At 69.9% G+C, this 16,215-nt stretch carries 18 protein-coding genes; 13 read left to right on the top strand and 5 right to left on the bottom strand.

Annotation, left to right across the window (positions count from 1 at the left end; all coding sequences use genetic code 11):
* Positions 1 to 321: 321 nt before the first annotated feature.
* The 6 genes from OG588_RS12985 to OG588_RS12960 all read left to right on the top strand — a co-directional run bounded on the left by OG588_RS12985 (position 322) and on the right by OG588_RS12960 (position 5,555).
* The gene (locus OG588_RS12985) at positions 322 to 1,077 is read left to right on the top strand and encodes a metallophosphoesterase (RefSeq protein ID WP_405953112.1); all 756 of its coding nucleotides are present in this window, start codon (positions 322 to 324) and stop codon (positions 1,075 to 1,077) included.
* A gap of 147 nt (positions 1,078 to 1,224) precedes the next feature.
* A complete protein-coding gene (locus OG588_RS12980; RefSeq protein ID WP_405947404.1) occupies positions 1,225 to 1,689 on the top strand; it encodes an SRPBCC family protein in 465 nt (154 codons plus the stop codon).
* Positions 1,690 to 1,913: 224 nt separating this feature from the next.
* On the top strand, positions 1,914 to 3,083 hold the full coding sequence (locus OG588_RS12975) for an ArsA family ATPase (protein ID WP_405947403.1): 1,170 nt from the start codon (positions 1,914 to 1,916) through the stop codon (positions 3,081 to 3,083).
* 90 nt (positions 3,084 to 3,173) lie between these two features.
* Positions 3,174 to 3,659 (top strand): DUF5304 domain-containing protein, encoded by a 486-nt coding sequence (locus tag OG588_RS12970; protein ID WP_019062367.1) that lies wholly within the window; start codon positions 3,174 to 3,176, stop codon positions 3,657 to 3,659.
* Between the two features lie 54 nt (positions 3,660 to 3,713).
* The gene (locus tag OG588_RS12965) at positions 3,714 to 4,667 is read left to right on the top strand and encodes an ROK family glucokinase (RefSeq protein WP_393042656.1); all 954 of its coding nucleotides are present in this window, start codon (positions 3,714 to 3,716) and stop codon (positions 4,665 to 4,667) included.
* 141 nt (positions 4,668 to 4,808) lie between these two features.
* Entirely contained in the window at positions 4,809 to 5,555 is a 747-nt protein-coding gene (locus tag OG588_RS12960; protein WP_405947402.1) for an endonuclease/exonuclease/phosphatase family protein, read from the top strand.
* On the opposite strand, the gene OG588_RS12955 is transcribed toward OG588_RS12960, so the two are convergent.
* Together OG588_RS12955 and OG588_RS12950 are read right to left on the bottom strand one after the other, a co-directional pair.
* A complete protein-coding gene (locus OG588_RS12955) occupies positions 5,552 to 6,178 on the bottom strand; it encodes a hypothetical protein (RefSeq protein WP_405947401.1) in 627 nt (208 codons plus the stop codon). The genes OG588_RS12960 and OG588_RS12955 overlap by 4 nt on opposite strands.
* Complete coding sequence (locus OG588_RS12950) at positions 6,171 to 6,983, bottom strand: alpha/beta hydrolase (RefSeq protein ID WP_405953111.1); 813 nt, start codon at positions 6,981 to 6,983, stop codon at positions 6,171 to 6,173. Before OG588_RS12950 ends, OG588_RS12955 begins: the two co-directional genes overlap by 8 nt.
* A gap of 192 nt (positions 6,984 to 7,175) precedes the next feature.
* On the opposite strand from OG588_RS12950, the gene OG588_RS12945 reads away from it, so the two are divergent.
* From OG588_RS12945 to OG588_RS12930, 4 genes are all read left to right on the top strand, one after another.
* Positions 7,176 to 7,934: a lysophospholipid acyltransferase family protein gene (locus tag OG588_RS12945; protein ID WP_405953110.1), complete on the top strand. Its 759-nt coding sequence runs from the start codon at positions 7,176 to 7,178 to the stop codon at positions 7,932 to 7,934.
* Positions 7,935 to 7,973: 39 nt separating this feature from the next.
* Positions 7,974 to 9,194 (top strand): MacS family sensor histidine kinase, encoded by a 1,221-nt coding sequence (gene macS / locus OG588_RS12940; RefSeq protein ID WP_366092062.1) that lies wholly within the window; start codon positions 7,974 to 7,976, stop codon positions 9,192 to 9,194.
* Positions 9,191 to 9,868 (top strand): response regulator, encoded by a 678-nt coding sequence (locus OG588_RS12935; protein WP_405947400.1) that lies wholly within the window; start codon positions 9,191 to 9,193, stop codon positions 9,866 to 9,868. Before macS ends, OG588_RS12935 begins: the two co-directional genes overlap by 4 nt.
* A 120-nt stretch (positions 9,869 to 9,988) precedes the next feature.
* Positions 9,989 to 11,017, top strand: coding sequence for a 6-phosphofructokinase (locus tag OG588_RS12930; RefSeq protein ID WP_405947399.1), 1,029 nt, complete (start codon positions 9,989 to 9,991; stop codon positions 11,015 to 11,017).
* Between the two features lie 34 nt (positions 11,018 to 11,051).
* On the opposite strand, the gene OG588_RS12925 is transcribed toward OG588_RS12930, so the two are convergent.
* Positions 11,052 to 12,932, bottom strand: coding sequence for an anthranilate synthase family protein (locus tag OG588_RS12925; RefSeq protein WP_405947398.1), 1,881 nt, complete (start codon positions 12,930 to 12,932; stop codon positions 11,052 to 11,054).
* Positions 12,933 to 13,028: 96 nt separating this feature from the next.
* Positions 13,029 to 13,085 (bottom strand): trp operon leader peptide, encoded by a 57-nt coding sequence (locus tag OG588_RS12920; RefSeq protein WP_073735655.1) that lies wholly within the window; start codon positions 13,083 to 13,085, stop codon positions 13,029 to 13,031.
* Positions 13,086 to 13,180: 95 nt separating this feature from the next.
* Between OG588_RS12920 and OG588_RS12915 the strand changes: the two genes are divergently transcribed.
* Positions 13,181 to 14,533, top strand: a complete 1,353-nt coding sequence (locus OG588_RS12915) for a class II 3-deoxy-7-phosphoheptulonate synthase (protein WP_019062357.1) — start codon at positions 13,181 to 13,183, stop codon at positions 14,531 to 14,533.
* A gap of 152 nt (positions 14,534 to 14,685) precedes the next feature.
* Positions 14,686 to 14,964, top strand: a complete 279-nt coding sequence (locus OG588_RS12910; RefSeq protein WP_405947397.1) for a bacterioferritin-associated ferredoxin — start codon at positions 14,686 to 14,688, stop codon at positions 14,962 to 14,964.
* Here the strand turns inward: OG588_RS12910 and bfr are convergent.
* On the bottom strand, positions 14,961 to 15,437 hold the full coding sequence (gene bfr, locus OG588_RS12905; protein ID WP_019062355.1) for a bacterioferritin: 477 nt from the start codon (positions 15,435 to 15,437) through the stop codon (positions 14,961 to 14,963). The two genes, OG588_RS12910 and bfr, sit on opposite strands and share 4 nt — an antisense overlap.
* Before the next feature lie 159 nt (positions 15,438 to 15,596).
* Here bfr and OG588_RS12900 point away from each other — a divergent pair, with 159 nt between their 5' ends.
* The gene (locus tag OG588_RS12900) at positions 15,597 to 16,211 is read left to right on the top strand and encodes a sulfite oxidase-like oxidoreductase (RefSeq protein ID WP_405947396.1); all 615 of its coding nucleotides are present in this window, start codon (positions 15,597 to 15,599) and stop codon (positions 16,209 to 16,211) included.
* Positions 16,212 to 16,215: the final 4 nt, after the last annotated feature.

Raw genomic sequence — 16,215 nt, 5'->3', positions numbered from 1 at the left:
GGGCGCCGGCGCCACGACGTTGTGTGATGCGACGGTCCGGTCCAAGACTCGGGCAGGTGCGTCAGGAACCGGTGGTTGAAATCCTGAGCACGACTGGACTGCCCGGACGTTACCCGCCGGTATGGCTTCTACGACAGGGGGTCCCGGCGAGATGTTCGCTGCGTCACACAGATTGGTGTTTCCTCGCGCACAGTAGTCCACGCCTTTCTTAACTGGCCAGTAACCGCAAGGTCCGCCGCCACTGTTCACGTTTGCCGCACACGCCTACGCTTGATCGTCATGGCACTCACACCCGCCGGAAACTCCGGGACGCGCATCCATGTGGTCAGCGACGTGCACGGCAACGCCCGTGACCTGGCCAGATCCGCCGAGGGTGCCGACGCCCTGATCTGCCTGGGCGACCTGGTCCTCTTCCTCGACTACGCCGACCACGCGCGCGGGATCTTCCCCGAACTCTTCGGCGAGGAGAACGCCGACCGCCTGGTCGAGCTGCGCACCGCCCGCCGCTTCGAGGAGGCCCGTGAACTGGGCGCCCACCTGTGGGCCGGCGCCGGCGGGGACCGCGCGGCCCTGATCGAGAAGGCGGTCCGCAAACAGTACGCCGAGATGTTCGCCGCCTTCCCCACCCCGACGTACGCCACCTACGGCAACGTCGACATACCGACCCTGTGGCCCGAGTACGCCGCCCCCGGAACGACCGTGCTCGACGGCGAACGCGTGGAGATCGGCGGCTGGACGTTCGGCTTCGTCGGCGGCGGCCTCCGCACCCCCATGCGCACCCCGTACGAGATCAGCGACGAGGAGTACGCCGCGAAGATCGAGGCGGTGGGCGAGGTCGACGTCCTCTGCACCCACATCCCACCCGAGGTCCCCGAGCTGGTCTACGACACCGTCGCGCGCCGCTTCGAACGCGGCAGCCGCGCCCTCCTGGACGCCATCCGCCGCACCAGACCCCGCTATTCACTGTTCGGCCACGTCCACCAGCCGCTGGTGCGCCGGATGCGGATCGGCGCGACCGAGTGCGTGAACGTGGGGCACTTCGCGGGCAGCGGCAAGCCATGGGTACTGGAGTGGTGACCTCCTCCTGACTTCCTCCCGACCTCCTCCTGATGTCCGCAGGTAGGGGGTGCGGTAAGGGGGTTGGCGGGGAGGTAGCCTTCACGCTGCACGCACAAGCGCACGACGACGACGCCCTGCCGGTCCGCATCTGGAGGAGCCACAGCGATGGCGGAACACACCAGTTCGAGCATCACGATCGAGGCGGCACCGACCGAAGTGATGGAAGTGATCGCCGACTTCGCCCGCTACCCGGACTGGACCGGTGAGGTGAAGGAGGCGGACGTCCTCAAGACCGACGAGCGGGGCCGCGCCGAACAGGTCCGGCTCGTCATGGACGCCGGCGCGATCAAGGACGATCAGGTCCTCGCGTACACCTGGACCGGCGACAACGAGGTCTCCTGGACCCTCGTCAAGTCCCAGATGCTGCGCTCCCTGGACGGCTCCTACCTCCTCAAGCCTTCGGGCGCGGGCGCCACGGAGGTCACCTACCTCCTCACGGTGGACGTCAAGATCCCGATGCTGGGCATGATCAAGCGCAAGGCCGAGAAGGTCATCATCGACCGGGCGTTGGCGGGGTTGAAGAAGCGGGTGGAGTCGGGGGAGCCGCCGGTGGAGACGGGCGAGAAGTAGGCGGCCCTTTTCGGCGCCGGCGGGCATTCCCTCTCGGTCCTTGCGGCGGGTTTCTGAGACGGGCCGGCACCATCCACCCCGTCCGGTGCCTTTCGAACGAGGGCCGGCATTGTTCAGCCCGTCCGGCGTTTGAGGACGAGGCCCCTTCAGGGCCGACGGGGGTCCGGGGGCGGAGCCCCCGGCAACGGCGCTCAACCCCCACCGAGCGACTACCGTTCACTCATATGCGCACCCTCCTGATCACCGGCCCAGGCGGCAGCGGCCGCAGCACCATCGCCGCAGCCACCGCACAAGCCGCCGCAGGCACCGGCACCCGCACCCTCCTCCTCGGTGCCGACCGCGGCGACACCCTCGGCGCCGCCCTGGGCGTGGTCACGGGAGCGGCCCCCGTCGAAGCCGCCGAGAACCTCACGGCATGGCGCCCCGACGCCACGGAGTCCTTCCGCGCAGACCTCACCGCCTTCCAGGACCGCGCCTCCACCGCCCTCGAACTCCTCGGCGCGGCCCGCCTGGACGCGGAAGAGGTGACCCCCCTCCCCGGCGCCGAGGAACTGGCCCTCCTCCGAGCCCTCAGGGACGCGGCCCTGTCCGAGGCCTACGACCTCCTCGTCGTGGACCTCCCGCCCACCCCCCACGCGCTCGCCCTCCTCGCCCTCCCCGAAGAACTCCGCCGCTACCTACGCCGCCTCCTCCCGGCCGAGCGGCAAGCGGCCCGCGCCCTTCGCCCGGTCCTCGGCCGCCTCGCCGGCGTCCCGATGCCCTCGGAGTGGCTCTACGACACGGCCGGCCGCTGGGACGTCGAACTGGCCGCCGTGGAAGCGGTTCTCGCCGACCGCCACACCTCCGTACGACTGGTCGCCGAGCCCGGACCGGCCGGCGCCGACGCCGTTCGCGAGGCCGGCCTCGCGCTCGCCTTGCGCGGCCTGCGCCCCGACGCGCTGGTCGCCAACCGGGTGCTGCCCGAGTCCGTGGAGGACACCTGGCTGGCCGGCCTCAACGCTCAGCAGCGCAAGACCCTGGACGAGTGGCAGGGGACGTACGACGTCCGGCACGTCCCGCACCTCGGCCACGACCCGCGCGGCACCGACGACCTCGCCGCGCTCGCGGTGCCCGGTGTCAACGCGGCGGGTTCCACGGTGGAGTGGCCCGTCACCGACCGGCTCGCCGAGGACGGCGTCCTGGTCTGGAGCATTGCCCTGCCCGGCGCGATACGGGACGAACTGGACCTGGTCCGCCGGGGCGACGAACTCGTCGTCACCGTCGGCCGGTTCCGCCGTATCGTGCCGCTGCCCTCGGCCCTGCGCCGCTGCACCGTGGCCGGCGCGGCCCTGCGCGAGGGCGAACTGCGCATCCGGTTCGCGCCCGACCCGGACCTGTGGCCGCAGGGAAGGTGACCGTGTCGGTATTTGTGGACGCGGAGACGATGAACCACGTACGCCCATTCGGGTAACGTCGTAGAGACGAACCGTAGTCAGGAGTCCGTCATGAGCGAAGAGCTCCCCCCGTCCGAGGCCGGCAAGGAAGAGGCGCTCGACGAGGTGCGGGCGACCGACGCCGACGCCTGGGCGACGGCGGCCGCCGAAGATCTCGCGGCGGAGAAGGCCCGCCGCCGCACCCAGTACGGCCCGCCCCCGGGCTCGGCCGCCGAGGAACTGCGCAAGCTCGTCGACACCGTCGCGGACAAGCTGTCCGGCCTTCAGTCCCCGCTGCTCGGCCAGGTCGCGGGACCGGCCGCCCAGCAGGTGGTGAAGCAGGTCGTCCAGCAGGCCAAGGCAGCCGTCGAGCCCGTCATCGAACGCAACCCGGACGTCTTCGACCACCTCGCGGCGGCCGGAAACGAACTTCTCGCCGCGTACCGCTCAGCGGTCCAGGCACAGGAACAACGCTGGACGGCCCGGGACACCGAGTTGAAGGACCGCCGTGACCGGGGCGAGGACCCTGGTCCGGGGGAGCGCATCGACCTGGACTAGAAGCCCCTCGGGTACGGTGGGCCGTAGCGGGGCTCGACCGAAACTGAGGGATTCATGGGACTCACCATCGGCGTCGATATCGGCGGCACCAAGATCGCGGCCGGGGTTGTCGACGAGGAAGGCAACATCCTCTCGACCCACAAGGTGCCGACCCCGGGCACGGCCGAGGGCATCGTGGACGCCATCGCCGCCGCGGTCGACGGAGCACGCGCCGGGCACGAGATCGTCGGCGTGGGCATCGGTGCCGCCGGATACGTCAACCGCCAGCGCTCCACGGTCTACTTCGCGCCGAACATCGACTGGCGCCAGGAGCCGCTGAAGGAGAAGGTCGAGGCCCGCGTGGGCCTCCCCGTCGTCGTGGAGAACGACGCGAACGCCGCGGCCTGGGGCGAGTACAAGTTCGGCGCCGGCAAGGGCCACCGCAACGTCATCTGCATCACGCTCGGCACCGGCCTCGGCGGCGGCATCATCATCGGCAACAAGCTGCGCCGCGGACACTTCGGGGTGGCCGCCGAGTTCGGCCACATCCGCATGGTGCCGGACGGCCTGCTGTGCGGCTGCGGCTCACAGGGCTGCTGGGAGCAGTACGCGTCGGGCCGCGCCCTCGTGCGCTACGCCAAGCAGCGCGCGAACGCCACCCCCGAGGCCGCGGAGGTGCTCCTCTCCCTCGGCGACGGCACCCCCGAGGGCATCGAGGGCAAGCACATCTCCATGGCCGCCCGGCAGGGCGACCCGGTCGCCGTCGACTCCTACCGCGAACTGGCCCGCTGGGCCGGCGCCGGCCTCGCCGACCTCGCCTCCCTCTTCGACCCCTCCGCCTTCATCGTCGGCGGCGGCCTCTCCGACGAGGGCGAACTGGTCCTCGACCCCATCCGCAAGTCCTACAAACGCTGGCTGGTGGGCGGCAACTGGCGCCCGGTCGCCGACGTGATCGCGGCCCAACTGGGCAACAAGGCGGGCATGGTGGGCGCGGCGGACCTGGCGAGGGAGCCGGACCCGATCATGTAGACCTCACTGCTTGAGTGACGCCAGTTCCCCGCGCCCTGCTTTTTGCTTTTAGGGGCGCGGGGAACTGCGCGACCAGCCACGCACGACCGGCAGTCGCCCACGTACCTCGCGCCCCGATCTCTCAGGCGTAGATTGATCCACATGGCGCCGCTCCCCAACTCCCGCACCGAACCCGACGGTTCGGCAGTCATCCGCGTCCTGAGCTACAACATCCGCTCGATGCGCGACGACACAGCCGCCCTGGCCCGCGTCATCAGGGCCTGCGCTCCGGACCTCGTCCTGATCCAAGAGGCCCCCCTCTTCTTCCGCTGGCGCAAGAAGCTGGCCCGCCTCGCCTTGGCCTCAGGCCTGGTGGTCCTCTCCGGCGGAGGCACCGCAGCGGGCCCGGCGCTGTTGTGCTCACTCCGGGCAACGGTCGAGCGCACGGAGGACGTACTCCTGCCCCTGACCCCCGGCCAACACCGACGCGGCTTCGCCACCGCGGTCGTACGGTTCGGAGGAGCCCGCCTGGGAGTCCTCAGCTGTCACCTCAGCCTCCGCCAGGACGAGCGCTACGAACAGGGCGGCATGCTGCTGGACCGGCTGGCCGGAATGGGCGTGGACCACGTGATCGCGGGCGGCGACCTCAACGACCGCCCCGACGGCCGGACTTTCGAGCGACTGGCCAAGGAACTCCAGGACTGCTGGGCCACCGCCCCCTGGGGCGACGAGAACACCTGGACCCCCGGCAACCCCTTCCAGCGCATCGACGCGATCTTCGCGACGCGGGGCATCGAGGTACTGGGCTGCGGGGTGCCCTCGGCCCAACCAGGAGTCACGGAGCCGGACTTGAGGGCGGCCACGGACCACTTCCCGGTCCTGGCCGCCCTCAGAATCCCCGCAAGCTAGACGACGGCCCCGCGTCCGGGATCGTCCCCGTCCTCCTCGTCCGTCCGCATCCGCATCACCAACGTGCCGAACCCGCCCAGGAACCCGCCGATCCCGATGGTCGCCAGCCACCAGGTCATGTCCCAGCTGAGCAGCACCGCCAGCAGCAACAGGATCGGCCCGCCGATCACCCCGAGCCAGGCGAACTTGGCGGTCGTGTCGGCGTCCGGCAGCGGCGGCGGCTCCGGCGGTACGAAGTGGCCTTCGTCGTCCTCGTCGAAGTCCTCCTCGGAGGAGTCCGGCGAGGTGTAGTCACGGGGACCGCCGACCCCGGGCGCGAAGGACACCGAACTGCCCAACGGCTTCGCGGGCGCCGGCGGTTCCTCGGCGCCCTTGTCCTTGGCCGCGCCTTTTTCCTTGGCCTTGTCGCCCTTGTCCGGATCCTTGGCCTTCGGCTGCTCGTCGTTCTTCTCGGGATCGAGCAGCGCGAGATCCTCGATCGACTTGAACGGCTTGGCGCCCGGCGGATCCTTGGGCTCCTCGCCGTACCCGGCGACGATCGCGGCCCACGCGGCCTCCTCGTCGAACGGGACGCCCTGCTCGTCCGGTTCGAGGCCCTCGCGGTCGGAGTCGTGCTCAGCCACCTGTCGCCGTCCCTTCCTGCTCGCTCACCCGGCCCGTGTCGGACACCTGCTTGCCGGCACTGGGTGCGAGCCGGCCGATGAACGTGAAGCTCTCCTCGAAAATCCGGTCCGCGTCGTGGTCCAACGTCGCGACGTGGTAGCTCTGTTCCAGCAGGATCTCCGTCACGTCGGTCGAGGAAACCCGACTGAGGACACGAGCCGAGTCGGCCGGCGGAACCACATGGTCCTGGGCGCTGTGCAGCAGCAGGAGCGGCTGGGTGACCTGCGGCAGCTCGCGGTCGGCCAGCCGGAAGAAATGACGCAGGGAGTGCGCGGAGTGCAGCGGCACCTTGTCGTACCCGACCTCCTCGCTGCCTTCCTTCGCGATGTCGCTCGCGATACCGGGCGCCGTACGCACCAGGTGGCGGGCCACCGGAAGGGCGTACGCCGCGAGGCCGTGCACCTTGATACCGGGGTTGACGACCACGACACCGCTGATCTCGTCGCCGTGCTTCGCGGCCAGCCGCAGCGCCAGCGCGCCGCCCATGGACAGGCCCGCGACGAAGATCTGTGAGCAGCGCTCGCGCAGGGCGCGCAGTTCGCGGTCCACCTCTGCGTACCAGTCCTGCCAGCCGGTGAGCTGCATGTCCTCCCAGCGGGTGCCGTGCCCGGGCAGCAGCGGCAGCGACACGGTGAGGCCGCGCTCGGCCAGATGCTCCGCCCAGGGGCGCAGCGACTGCGGGGAACCGGTGAAGCCGTGGCAGAGGAGCACTCCGACCTCCCCGCCCTCGTGGCGGTACGGCTCGGCTCCGGGGAGGACCGGCACCTTCGGTCTCCTGTTCATGAGAAGGGCGTGGTGGTGAGACGCGTGTTCATGAGAGGGGTCTGAACAAGTCCAGGTGCGGTTAACCGTACGCGACCGCACTGACACCGACCAGGGTCGTCGGGTCCTTTGACAGTGCTCCGGGTTAAGGTCTGATCGACGGAAACGGGAGGCACTCGGTTGTTGTACGGCACGATGAAGGTCGCCATCGGGGGACCGCTGAAGGTCGCCTTCCGACCCTGGGTGGAGGGCATGGAGAACATTCCGGACGAGGGTGCCGCCATCCTGGCGAGCAACCACCTCTCGTTCTCGGACTCGTTCTTCCTGCCCGCGGTCCTGGACCGCAAGGTGACCTTCATCGCGAAGGCCGAGTACTTCACGACTCCCGGGGTGAAGGGCAAGCTGACGGCCGCGTTCTTCAAGGGCGCCGGCCAGCTTCCGGTGGACCGCTCCGGTGCGCGTGGGGCGGGCGAGGCCGCGATCAAGGCCGGGATCGACGTCCTGGAGCGCGGTGAGCTGTTCGGTATCTATCCGGAGGGCACGCGCTCCCCGGACGGCCGCCTCTACCGCGGCAAGCCCGGCGGCCTCGCGCGCGTGGCGCTCGCCACCGGCGCCCCGGTGATCCCGGTCGCGATGATCGACACGGAGAAGATCCAGCCGCCGGGGAAGGTGATGCCGAAGCTGATGCGGCCCGGCATCCGGATCGGCAAGCCGCTCGACTTCAGCCGGTACAACGGTATGGAGCACGACCGTTTCGTCCTCCGCGCGGTGACCGACGAGGTCATGTACGAGATCATGAAGCTCTCCGGCCAGGAGTACGTCGACATCTACGCGACCGCCGCCAAGCGGCAGATCGCGGACGCGGCGAAGGCCGACAAGGAAGCGGAGAAGACAGCCGAGAAGGCGGCCAAGGCCGCACTCGCACAGACGGAGAAGGAGCGGACCAGCCCCTAGGTCTTGGGTGGGGCGGTCCGTGTCGGGGGTGGGGGAAACGTGGCCAAGCAGGTGCGCGTCGTCAGAATGTCCGTGGAACAGCCGCTGTGGCGTGCCCTGAGCGGCTACCGCGTGCTGACCATGCTGTACGCGATCGGGCTCTTCGCCTCCGCCTACGACGAGTTCGACCGCCCGGGCATCGCCATCGCCTTCTACGTCGTCCTGTTCGTCTGGACGCTCGCCACCCTGCCCCGGGTACAGAGCGCGGTCGCCTGCACCAAGCGCTTCCTCGCCGTCGACCTCGCGATCGCGCTGACCGGCATCGTCCTCACCCCGCTCGCGGCCGACGACCACCACATCTCGGGCGGCGGCCCCACCCTGCCGTCGATATGGACCGCCGGTTCGGTCCTCGCCTACGCCATCAAGGGCGGCTGGCGCTGGGCCGCGTTCGCCTCCACACCGGTCGCCGCCGCCAACCTGATCGAGCGCGGTTCCCCGGCCCGCGACACCGTCCACAACGTGGTCCTCGTCTGGGTCGCCTCCATCGCCATCGGCTACGTCGTGGAGGTCGCCCGCGCCTCCGAGCGCACCCTTGCCCGCGCCCTGGAGATCGAGGCCACCACCCGGGAACGGGAGCGGCTCGCCCGGGACATCCACGACGGTGTCCTCCAGGTGCTGGCGATGGTGCAGCGGCGCGGTGCCGTGCTCGGCGGCGAGGCGGGCGAGCTGGGCCGGATGGCGGGCGAGCAGGAGATCGCGCTGCGCACCCTGGTCTCCGGCGCCCTGGTGCCCGTGTCCCGGGTCTCGCTGGACGCGGCGGAGGGCGCGGTCGTGAGAGCCGTAGAAGTGGAAGTGGACGAAGCCGACGACGGGCCGGTCGATCTGCGGGCGTTGCTCGCGCCGTATGCCGCCGCCAAGGTGAGTTTCGCCGAGCCGGGGGCTCCGGTGCCGTTGCCCGCGCCCGCCGCGAAGGAGTTGGCCGCCGCTGTCGGTGCCGCCCTGGACAATGTGCGCAGGCATGCCGGTGAGGACGCGCGGGCGTGGATCCTGGTCGAGGACGAACCCCGGGAGGTCGTGGTGACCGTGCGGGACGACGGGCCCGGGATCCCCGAGGGGCGGCTCGCGCAGGCCGAGGGGGAGGGGCGGCTCGGGGTCGCGCTGTCGATCCGGGGGCGGTTGCGGGATCTCGGGGGCAGCGCGGAGCTGGTCTCGATTCCCGGGCAGGGCACGGAAGTTGAGTTGAAAGTACCGAAAGCGCGGGGGAAGGCGGGAACACGATGAGTGAGCAGCGGGGCCCGATCAGGGTCATGGTGGTCGACGACCACCCGATGTGGCGCGACGCGGTCGCCCGCGACCTGGCCGAGTCCGGCTTCGACGTGGTCGCCACCGCCAGTGACGGCGAGCAGGCGGTACGCCGGGCCAAGGCCGTCGCTCCGGACGTCCTCGTCCTGGACCTGAACCTGCCGCAGCTGCCCGGCGTCCAGGTCTGCAAGGAACTGGTGGGCGCCAACCCGGCGTTGCGCGTCCTGGTCCTCTCCGCGAGCGGCGAGCACGCCGACGTACTGGAAGCGGTGAAGTCCGGCGCGACCGGCTATCTGCTCAAGTCGGCTTCCACGGAAGAGCTGTTGGACGCGGTGCGGCGCACGGCGGTGGGCGACCCGGTGTTCACCCCCGGCCTCGCCGGACTGGTCCTCGGTGAGTACCGCCGCCTGGCCTCCGACCCGGCACCGTCCTCGGGCAGCGACGAGCCCAAGGCGCCCCAACTCACCGACAGGGAGACCGAGGTACTGCGCCTGGTCGCCAAGGGCCTGAGCTACAAGCAGATCGCCGAACGCCTGGTCATCTCGCACCGCACGGTCCAGAACCACGTCCAAAACACCCTGGGCAAGCTCCAGTTGCACAACCGGGTGGAGCTGGTCCGGTACGCGATAGAGCGCGGCCTCGACGACGCGTAGCCGGCCCGGTAGATCAACTCCCGCATAATTCAGCCGAATTGACCTTCCCGCCCATCCCTCTGTGACCTGGATCACCATTAGCGTGGCTCTCACAGGAAACCGCGGCGAAGGGATATTTCCATGCGCGTCGGAGTACTGACCGGAGGCGGCGACTGCCCCGGACTCAACGCCGTCATCCGGGGCATCGTCCGCAAGGGCGTACAGGAGTACGGCTACGACTTCGTCGGCTACCGGGACGGCTGGCGAGGCCCACTCGAAGGCGACACCGTCCGGCTCGACATCCCCGCGGTGCGCGGCATCCTGCCCCGCGGCGGCACCATCCTCGGCTCCTCCCGCACCAACCCGCTGAAGCTGGAGAACGGCATCAGCCGGATCAAGGCCAACCTCGCCGCGCAGGAGGTCGACGCGCTCATCGTGATCGGCGGCGAGGACACCCTCGGGGTGGCCGCGCGACTGTGGGACGAGAGCGGGGTGCCCTGCGTCGGCGTACCGAAGACCATCGACAACGACCTGTCCGCCACCGACTACACCTTCGGCTTCGACACCGCCGTCGGCATCGCCACCGAGGCCATCGACCGGCTGCACACCACCGCCGAGTCGCACATGCGCATCCTGGTCTGCGAGGTGATGGGCCGGCACACCGGCTGGATCGCCATCCACTCCGGCCTCGCGGGCGGCGCGAACGTCATCCTCATCCCCGAGCAGCGTTTCGACGTCGACCAGGTGTGCGCCTGGATCACCTCCCGTTTCAAGGCGTCGTACGCCCCGATCGTGGTCGTCGCGGAGGGGGCCATGCCGAAGGACGGCGATGTCGTGCTGAAGGACGGGACCCTCGACTCCTTCGGGCACGTCCGGCTGTCCGGGGTGGGGGAGTGGCTGGCCAAGGAGCTGGAGAGGCGCACCGGCAAGGAGGCCCGCACCACCGTCCTCGGCCACATCCAGCGCGGCGGCACACCCAGCGCCTTCGACCGCTGGCTCGCCACCCGCTTCGGCCTGCACGCCATCGAGGCCGTCCGCGACGGCGACTTCGGCAAGATGGTCGCCCTGCGCGGCACGGACATCGTCCGCGTACCGATCGCGGAGGCCACGGCCCAACTGAAGACGGTCGACCCGAAGTTGTACGAGGAGGTCGGGGTGTTCTTCGGCTGAGCCGTGGCCGCACTCCGGGCGTCGGCCGGGCATCTCAGCCCGTCCGGCGCTCGACCGACCTCACACCCGTCCCGCGCAACTGCCCCACCAACTCCCGTACGACAGCGGCCCCGTTGAGTGTCAGCACGGACTCCGGGTGGAACTGGACGCCCGCGAAGCCAGGCCCCCGCAGTGCGTGCACCTCCCCACTCGCGCTCCGGCTCAACTCCACACCACGGGCGGCCAGTTCAGCGGCGGCCTCGTCGTCGCACCGCGCCACGAAGCTGTTGTAGAAGCCGACGGTCTCCGCCCGCCCGAACAGATCGATCGCCGTCTGCGCCCCCTGGTACGGAACCTCCTTCCGTACGATCCCCAGCCCCAGCTCCGCCGCGATCAACTCGTGCCCGAGGCACACGCCGAGGACACCGTGCCGGTTCGCCCGGACGACCTCGGCGGTCAGCGCCCGCAGGAACCGCATCTTCGGGTCGGCCGCGTCGGAGGGGTCGCCCGGCCCCGGTCCCAGCACCACCGGGCCCTCGTGCGTGAGCACCGCCTCCCGCAGCCCCTCCTCGTCGTACCGACGCACGGTCACCTCAAGGCCGCTCGACCGCAGCACATGCGCCAGCATCGCCGTGAAGGTGTCCTCCCCGTCGACGACCAGCGCGTGCCCGGTCAGTTCCTCGGACCGCTCCTGCATCCGCAGCCAGAACGGGGCGAGCGAGGACCGGCGCCCGTCGAGCGCGGCCCGCACGCGCGGGTCGTCGGCCAGCCGGGGGCGTGTGCTCTCGTCACGCGGCCGGGACGGTCGTACGCCGAGAGCCGCCAGGACCCCCGCCGCCTTCGCGTGGGTCTCCGCGACCTCGCTCGCCGGGTTCGAACCGCGGACCAGGGTGGCGCCGACCGGCACCCGCAGCCGGCCGGCCGGGTCGATGTCGGCGGTGCGGATGAGGATGGGGGAGTCGAGGGTCTGGGCACCGCCGGAGTCGCGGCCGAGCAGCGCCAGCGCACCGGCGTAGTAGCCGCGCCCGCCGACCTCGTGCCGTTCGATGACCCGGCAGGCGTTCTGCACCGGCGACCCGGTGACGGTCGCCGCGAACATCGTCTCCTTCAGGACCTCGCGCACGTCCAGCGAGGAACGGCCGCGCAACTCGTACTCGGTGTGCGCGAGATGGGCCATCTCCTTCAGCCGCGGCCCGACGACGACCCCGCCCATGTCGCCGACCGTGCACATCATCTTGAGCTCCTCGTCGACGACCATCGACAGCTCCTCGATCTCCTTGCCGTCCGCGAGGAAGGTGAGGAGGTGTTCGGGTGTCGGCCCTTCGGCGGGATAGCGGTACGTCCCGCTGATCGGGTTCATCACGACGGTCCCGCCGGACATCCGGACGTGCACTTCGGGGCTCGCGCCCACGAGCGTCCGCTCGCCCGTGTGCACGACGAACGTCCAGTACGCGCCTCGCTCACCCACCAGCAGCCGCCGGAACAACGCCAGCGCCTCGGCCCTGCCGTACCCCGGGATCTCGCCCTCGTACGTCCGCCGGATGACGAAGTTGGCGCCCTCGCCCCGCCCGATCTCCTCCCGCAGCACGCGCCCGACGATCTCGCCGTAGGCCTCGTCGTCGACGTCGAAGCCACCGCCCTCGACCCGGACCTCGTGCGTGGGCAGCTGTTCCAGGGCGTCGGCGAGTGGGATCTCGTACGACTCCTCGGGGGTGAGGAAGGTCAGCGGGGTGCCGTCGTCACGGACGTCGAAGCCGCGTTCGCGGATCTGGCGGTAGGGGATCAGGGCCAGGCCCTCGGCCGGGAGGTCGGCGAGGCGGTCGTAGGAGGCGACCGGGCCGAGCATGACCTCGATCACGTCGTGGTCGTGGCCCGGGGTGCGACGGCGCAGCAGGGCGAACGGGCGGGGATCGCGGAGCAGGTCGTCCAGATACATGGGTCCTTGGTTCCTTCTCGTGGAGAGGAACGGACCCCGGACACACCGAAGGCCGCCCCTCGGGCGGCCTTCGCGGAGTACTGGGAGTACGCGCAGTCAGTGGGCCGCCGGATGAGCGGTCCACCACCAGTTACGGGTCGAATGCGCGAACATGGAGGGCACCATACCCCACGCGCACGGAGCGTGAGGATGTCTCACCTGTCGAGCCGCGCGAAAATAGCTCGACACGACACCGTAATGTTGAGGGCGTGACCGTGAACGCTAAGACCAGCGCCAGCGCTGGCAACACCTGGCGAGACCTGCCCGCGGCGCAGCAGCCCGAGTACCCCGACACCGAGGCTCTGCGCGCAGTGATCGCGGACCTCGAGTCGTATCCGCCGCTCGTCTTCGCGGGCGAGTGCGACCAGCTGCGCGCCCGGTTGGCGGCCGTCGCCAAGGGAGAGGCGTTCCTCCTCCAAGGCGGCGACTGCGCCGAGGCCTTCGACGCGGTGTCCGCCGACCACATCCGCAACAAGCTGAAGACCCTGCTCCAGATGGGCGCCGTGCTGACGTACGCCGCCTCGGTGCCGGTGGTGAAGGTCGGCCGTATCGCCGGCCAGTACTCCAAGCCGCGCTCCAAGGGCACCGAGACCCGTGACGGCGTGACCCTGCCGACGTACCGCGGCGACTCGGTCAACGGCTTCGCCTTCGACGAGAAGTCCCGCATCCCGGACCCCGAGCGCCTGAAGCGGATGTACAACGCGTCCGCCTCCACGCTCAACCTGGTCCGCGCCTTCACCACCGGCGGTTACGCCGACCTGCGCCAGGTGCACGCCTGGAACCAGGACTTCGTGAAGTCGTCCCCGTCCGGCCAGCGCTACGAGCAGCTCGCGCGCGAGATCGACAGCGCGCTGAACTTCATGCGGGCCTGCGGGACGGACCCGGAGGAGTTCAAGACCGTCGAGTTCTACTCCTCGCACGAGGCGCTGCTGCTGGACTACGAGTCGGCCCTGACCCGGGTCGACTCCCGCACCGGCAGGCTCTACGACGTCTCCGCGCACATGGTGTGGATCGGCGAGCGCACCCGTCAACTGGACGGCGCGCACATCGAGTTCGCCTCCCGGATCCGCAACCCGATCGGCATCAAGCTCGGCCCGACGACGACCGCCGAGGACGCGCTCCAGTACATCGAGCGCCTCGACCCGGACCGCGAGCCCGGCCGCCTCACCTTCATCGTGCGGATGGGCGCGGACAAGGTCCGCGACAAGCTGCCCGAGCTGGTCGAGAAGGTCACCGCGTCCGGCGCGACCGTGGCGTGGATCACCGACCCGATGCACGGCAACACGTACGAGGCGGCCTCCGGCCACAAGACCCGCCGCTTCGACGACGTGCTCGACGAGGTGAAAGGCTTCTTCGAGGTCCACAAGGGCCTCGGCACCCACCCGGGCGGCATCCACGTCGAGCTCACGGGCGACGATGTCACCGAGTGCGTGGGCGGCGGCGACGAGATCTTCGTCGACGATCTGCACCAGCGCTACGAGACGGCCTGCGACCCGCGCCTCAACCGCAGCCAGTCGCTTGACCTGGCCTTCCTCGTCGCCGAGATGTACAGGGACCAGTAACCGTTTCACCTGTTACAGCAGTGTGCCGTGGGGCGGGGATCACATACGATCCCCGCCCCACGGCACTTTTACAGCTCCTGCGCGGCGGGTAAGGTTAGGTTAGCCTCACCGATTATCGGGATGGCGCGACGACCTTCGATCCCGCCCGGGAGGTGACCCGCGTGTATGTCTGCAACTGCTTCGGTGTGACCGAGGCGCAGGTCGCGAAGCACGCGGAAGGCGGTGCCTGCACCCCCCGGCAGATAGCGTCGGCCTGCAAGGCGGGCACCGACTGCGGGTCGTGCGTACGCCGTATCCAGGCCCTGCTGGGCCGGGGCGCCTGCCCGCGCCGCGAGCTGTCCGACCAGGGCAAGCCGATGCTCGCCGAGATGGCCGGGCTGAGCGAATTGGCCGAGCTGGGCGAGATGGCCGGACTCGAAGACGCTGCCTAGCTGGGCTGCTCGATCTGCTGCGCGATGTAGAGCGCCTCGCCGAGCTGCTCGATCAGCTGGAGCTGCGTGTCGAGGTAGTCGATGTGGTGCTCCTCGTCCTCAAGGATGTCCTCGAAGATGTTGGCCGACGTGATGTCGCCCTTCGTGCGCATCACCTCGATCCCGCGCTTGAGGCGGTCGATCGCCTCGACCTCGACCTGCCGGTCCGCCTGGAACATCTCGGTGACCGTCTGGCCGACCCGGACGTGGAACAGCCGCTGGTAGTTCGGCAGACCGTCGAGCATCAGGATGCGCTCGGTGATCTTGTCCGCGTGCTTCATCTCGTCGATGGACTCTTCACGCGTGTACTTGGCGAGCTTGGTCCAACCATTGTTGTCCTGGATGCGGTAGTGCAGCCAGTACTGGTTGATCGCGGTCAGCTCACCGGTGAGCTGCTCGTTCAGGAATTCAAGGACCTCGGGGTCGCCCTGCATCGCAGAGGCTCCTTCCAAAAACGGGGGTAACTGGCGGGTTGCGCCGCATGATTGCACCGGCGCGAAGACGTCGTCCAGTAAGTGCACGCTTAGTAGGAGTTGCCCGAATCCGCCCAGAGCCGGTCATGTGCACCGCCCCCGGTCTGTCAGGATGGAGTCATGGGTCAGAGAGGGGTCGAACAGTCCGAGCTGCCACCGGGCCAGCGGCTCCAGCGCGGCTGGCCGGTCACGCACTACGGCCCGGTGCCCAAGTTCCGCCCCGAACGCTGGGAGTTCAGGGTCTTCGGCGCCACCGCCGACGGCGACAAGCACTGCTGGAACCACGACGAGTTCACTGCCTTGCCCTACGACTCGGTCGTGGCCGATCTGCACTGCGTCACGAAGTTCAGCATGCTCGGCGCCGAATGGGGCGGCATCCCCGCCCGCACGATCCTGGAGACCGCCCCGCCGTCACCCGCCGTCACCCATGTCATGGTCTGGGCGGAGTACGGCTTCAGCGCCAACCTCCGCCTCGCCGACTTCGCCGCCGACGGCACCATCTTCGCCACCCACAAGGACGGCGAACTCCTCACCGCGGAACACGGCTTCCCGCTCCGCCTGGTCGTCCCCCACCTGTACGCCTGGAAGGGCCCGAAGTGGGTCCGGGGCGTCGAGTACATGACGGCGGACCGGCGGGGGTTCTGGGAGGAACGCGGGTATCACAACGTCGGGGACCCCTGGCAGGAGCAGCGGTATTCGTACCAGGAAGGGCCCGGCGAGGGTCCCGAGCTGTGAGTCC

The organism is Streptomyces prunicolor (assembly GCF_045162825.1).
Classification (GTDB): domain Bacteria; phylum Actinomycetota; class Actinomycetes; order Streptomycetales; family Streptomycetaceae; genus Streptomyces; species Streptomyces prunicolor.
Note: the sequence above shows the minus strand (reverse complement) of the source record. Positions and strands in the feature narration are given on the sequence as shown.

What these genes read in the sequence shown, in the direction of transcription:
- OG588_RS12925 (WP_405947398.1), bottom strand. Translation starts at nt 12,932, where the DNA reads ATGTATCTGGACGACCTGCTCCGCGATCCCCGCCCGTTCGCCCTGCTG.
- OG588_RS12980 (WP_405947404.1), top strand. Translation starts at nt 1,225, where the DNA reads ATGGCGGAACACACCAGTTCGAGCATCACGATCGAGGCGGCACCGACC.
- OG588_RS12935 (WP_405947400.1), top strand. Translation starts at nt 9,191, where the DNA reads ATGAGTGAGCAGCGGGGCCCGATCAGGGTCATGGTGGTCGACGACCAC.
- OG588_RS12960 (WP_405947402.1), top strand. Translation starts at nt 4,809, where the DNA reads ATGGCGCCGCTCCCCAACTCCCGCACCGAACCCGACGGTTCGGCAGTC.
- OG588_RS12945 (WP_405953110.1), top strand. Translation starts at nt 7,176, where the DNA reads ATGAAGGTCGCCATCGGGGGACCGCTGAAGGTCGCCTTCCGACCCTGG.
- OG588_RS12930 (WP_405947399.1), top strand. Translation starts at nt 9,989, where the DNA reads ATGCGCGTCGGAGTACTGACCGGAGGCGGCGACTGCCCCGGACTCAAC.
- OG588_RS12975 (WP_405947403.1), top strand. Translation starts at nt 1,914, where the DNA reads ATGCGCACCCTCCTGATCACCGGCCCAGGCGGCAGCGGCCGCAGCACC.
- OG588_RS12965 (WP_393042656.1), top strand. Translation starts at nt 3,714, where the DNA reads ATGGGACTCACCATCGGCGTCGATATCGGCGGCACCAAGATCGCGGCC.
- OG588_RS12970 (WP_019062367.1), top strand. Translation starts at nt 3,174, where the DNA reads ATGAGCGAAGAGCTCCCCCCGTCCGAGGCCGGCAAGGAAGAGGCGCTC.
- OG588_RS12900 (WP_405947396.1), top strand. Translation starts at nt 15,597, where the DNA reads ATGGGTCAGAGAGGGGTCGAACAGTCCGAGCTGCCACCGGGCCAGCGG.
- bfr (WP_019062355.1), bottom strand. Translation starts at nt 15,437, where the DNA reads ATGCAGGGCGACCCCGAGGTCCTTGAATTCCTGAACGAGCAGCTCACC.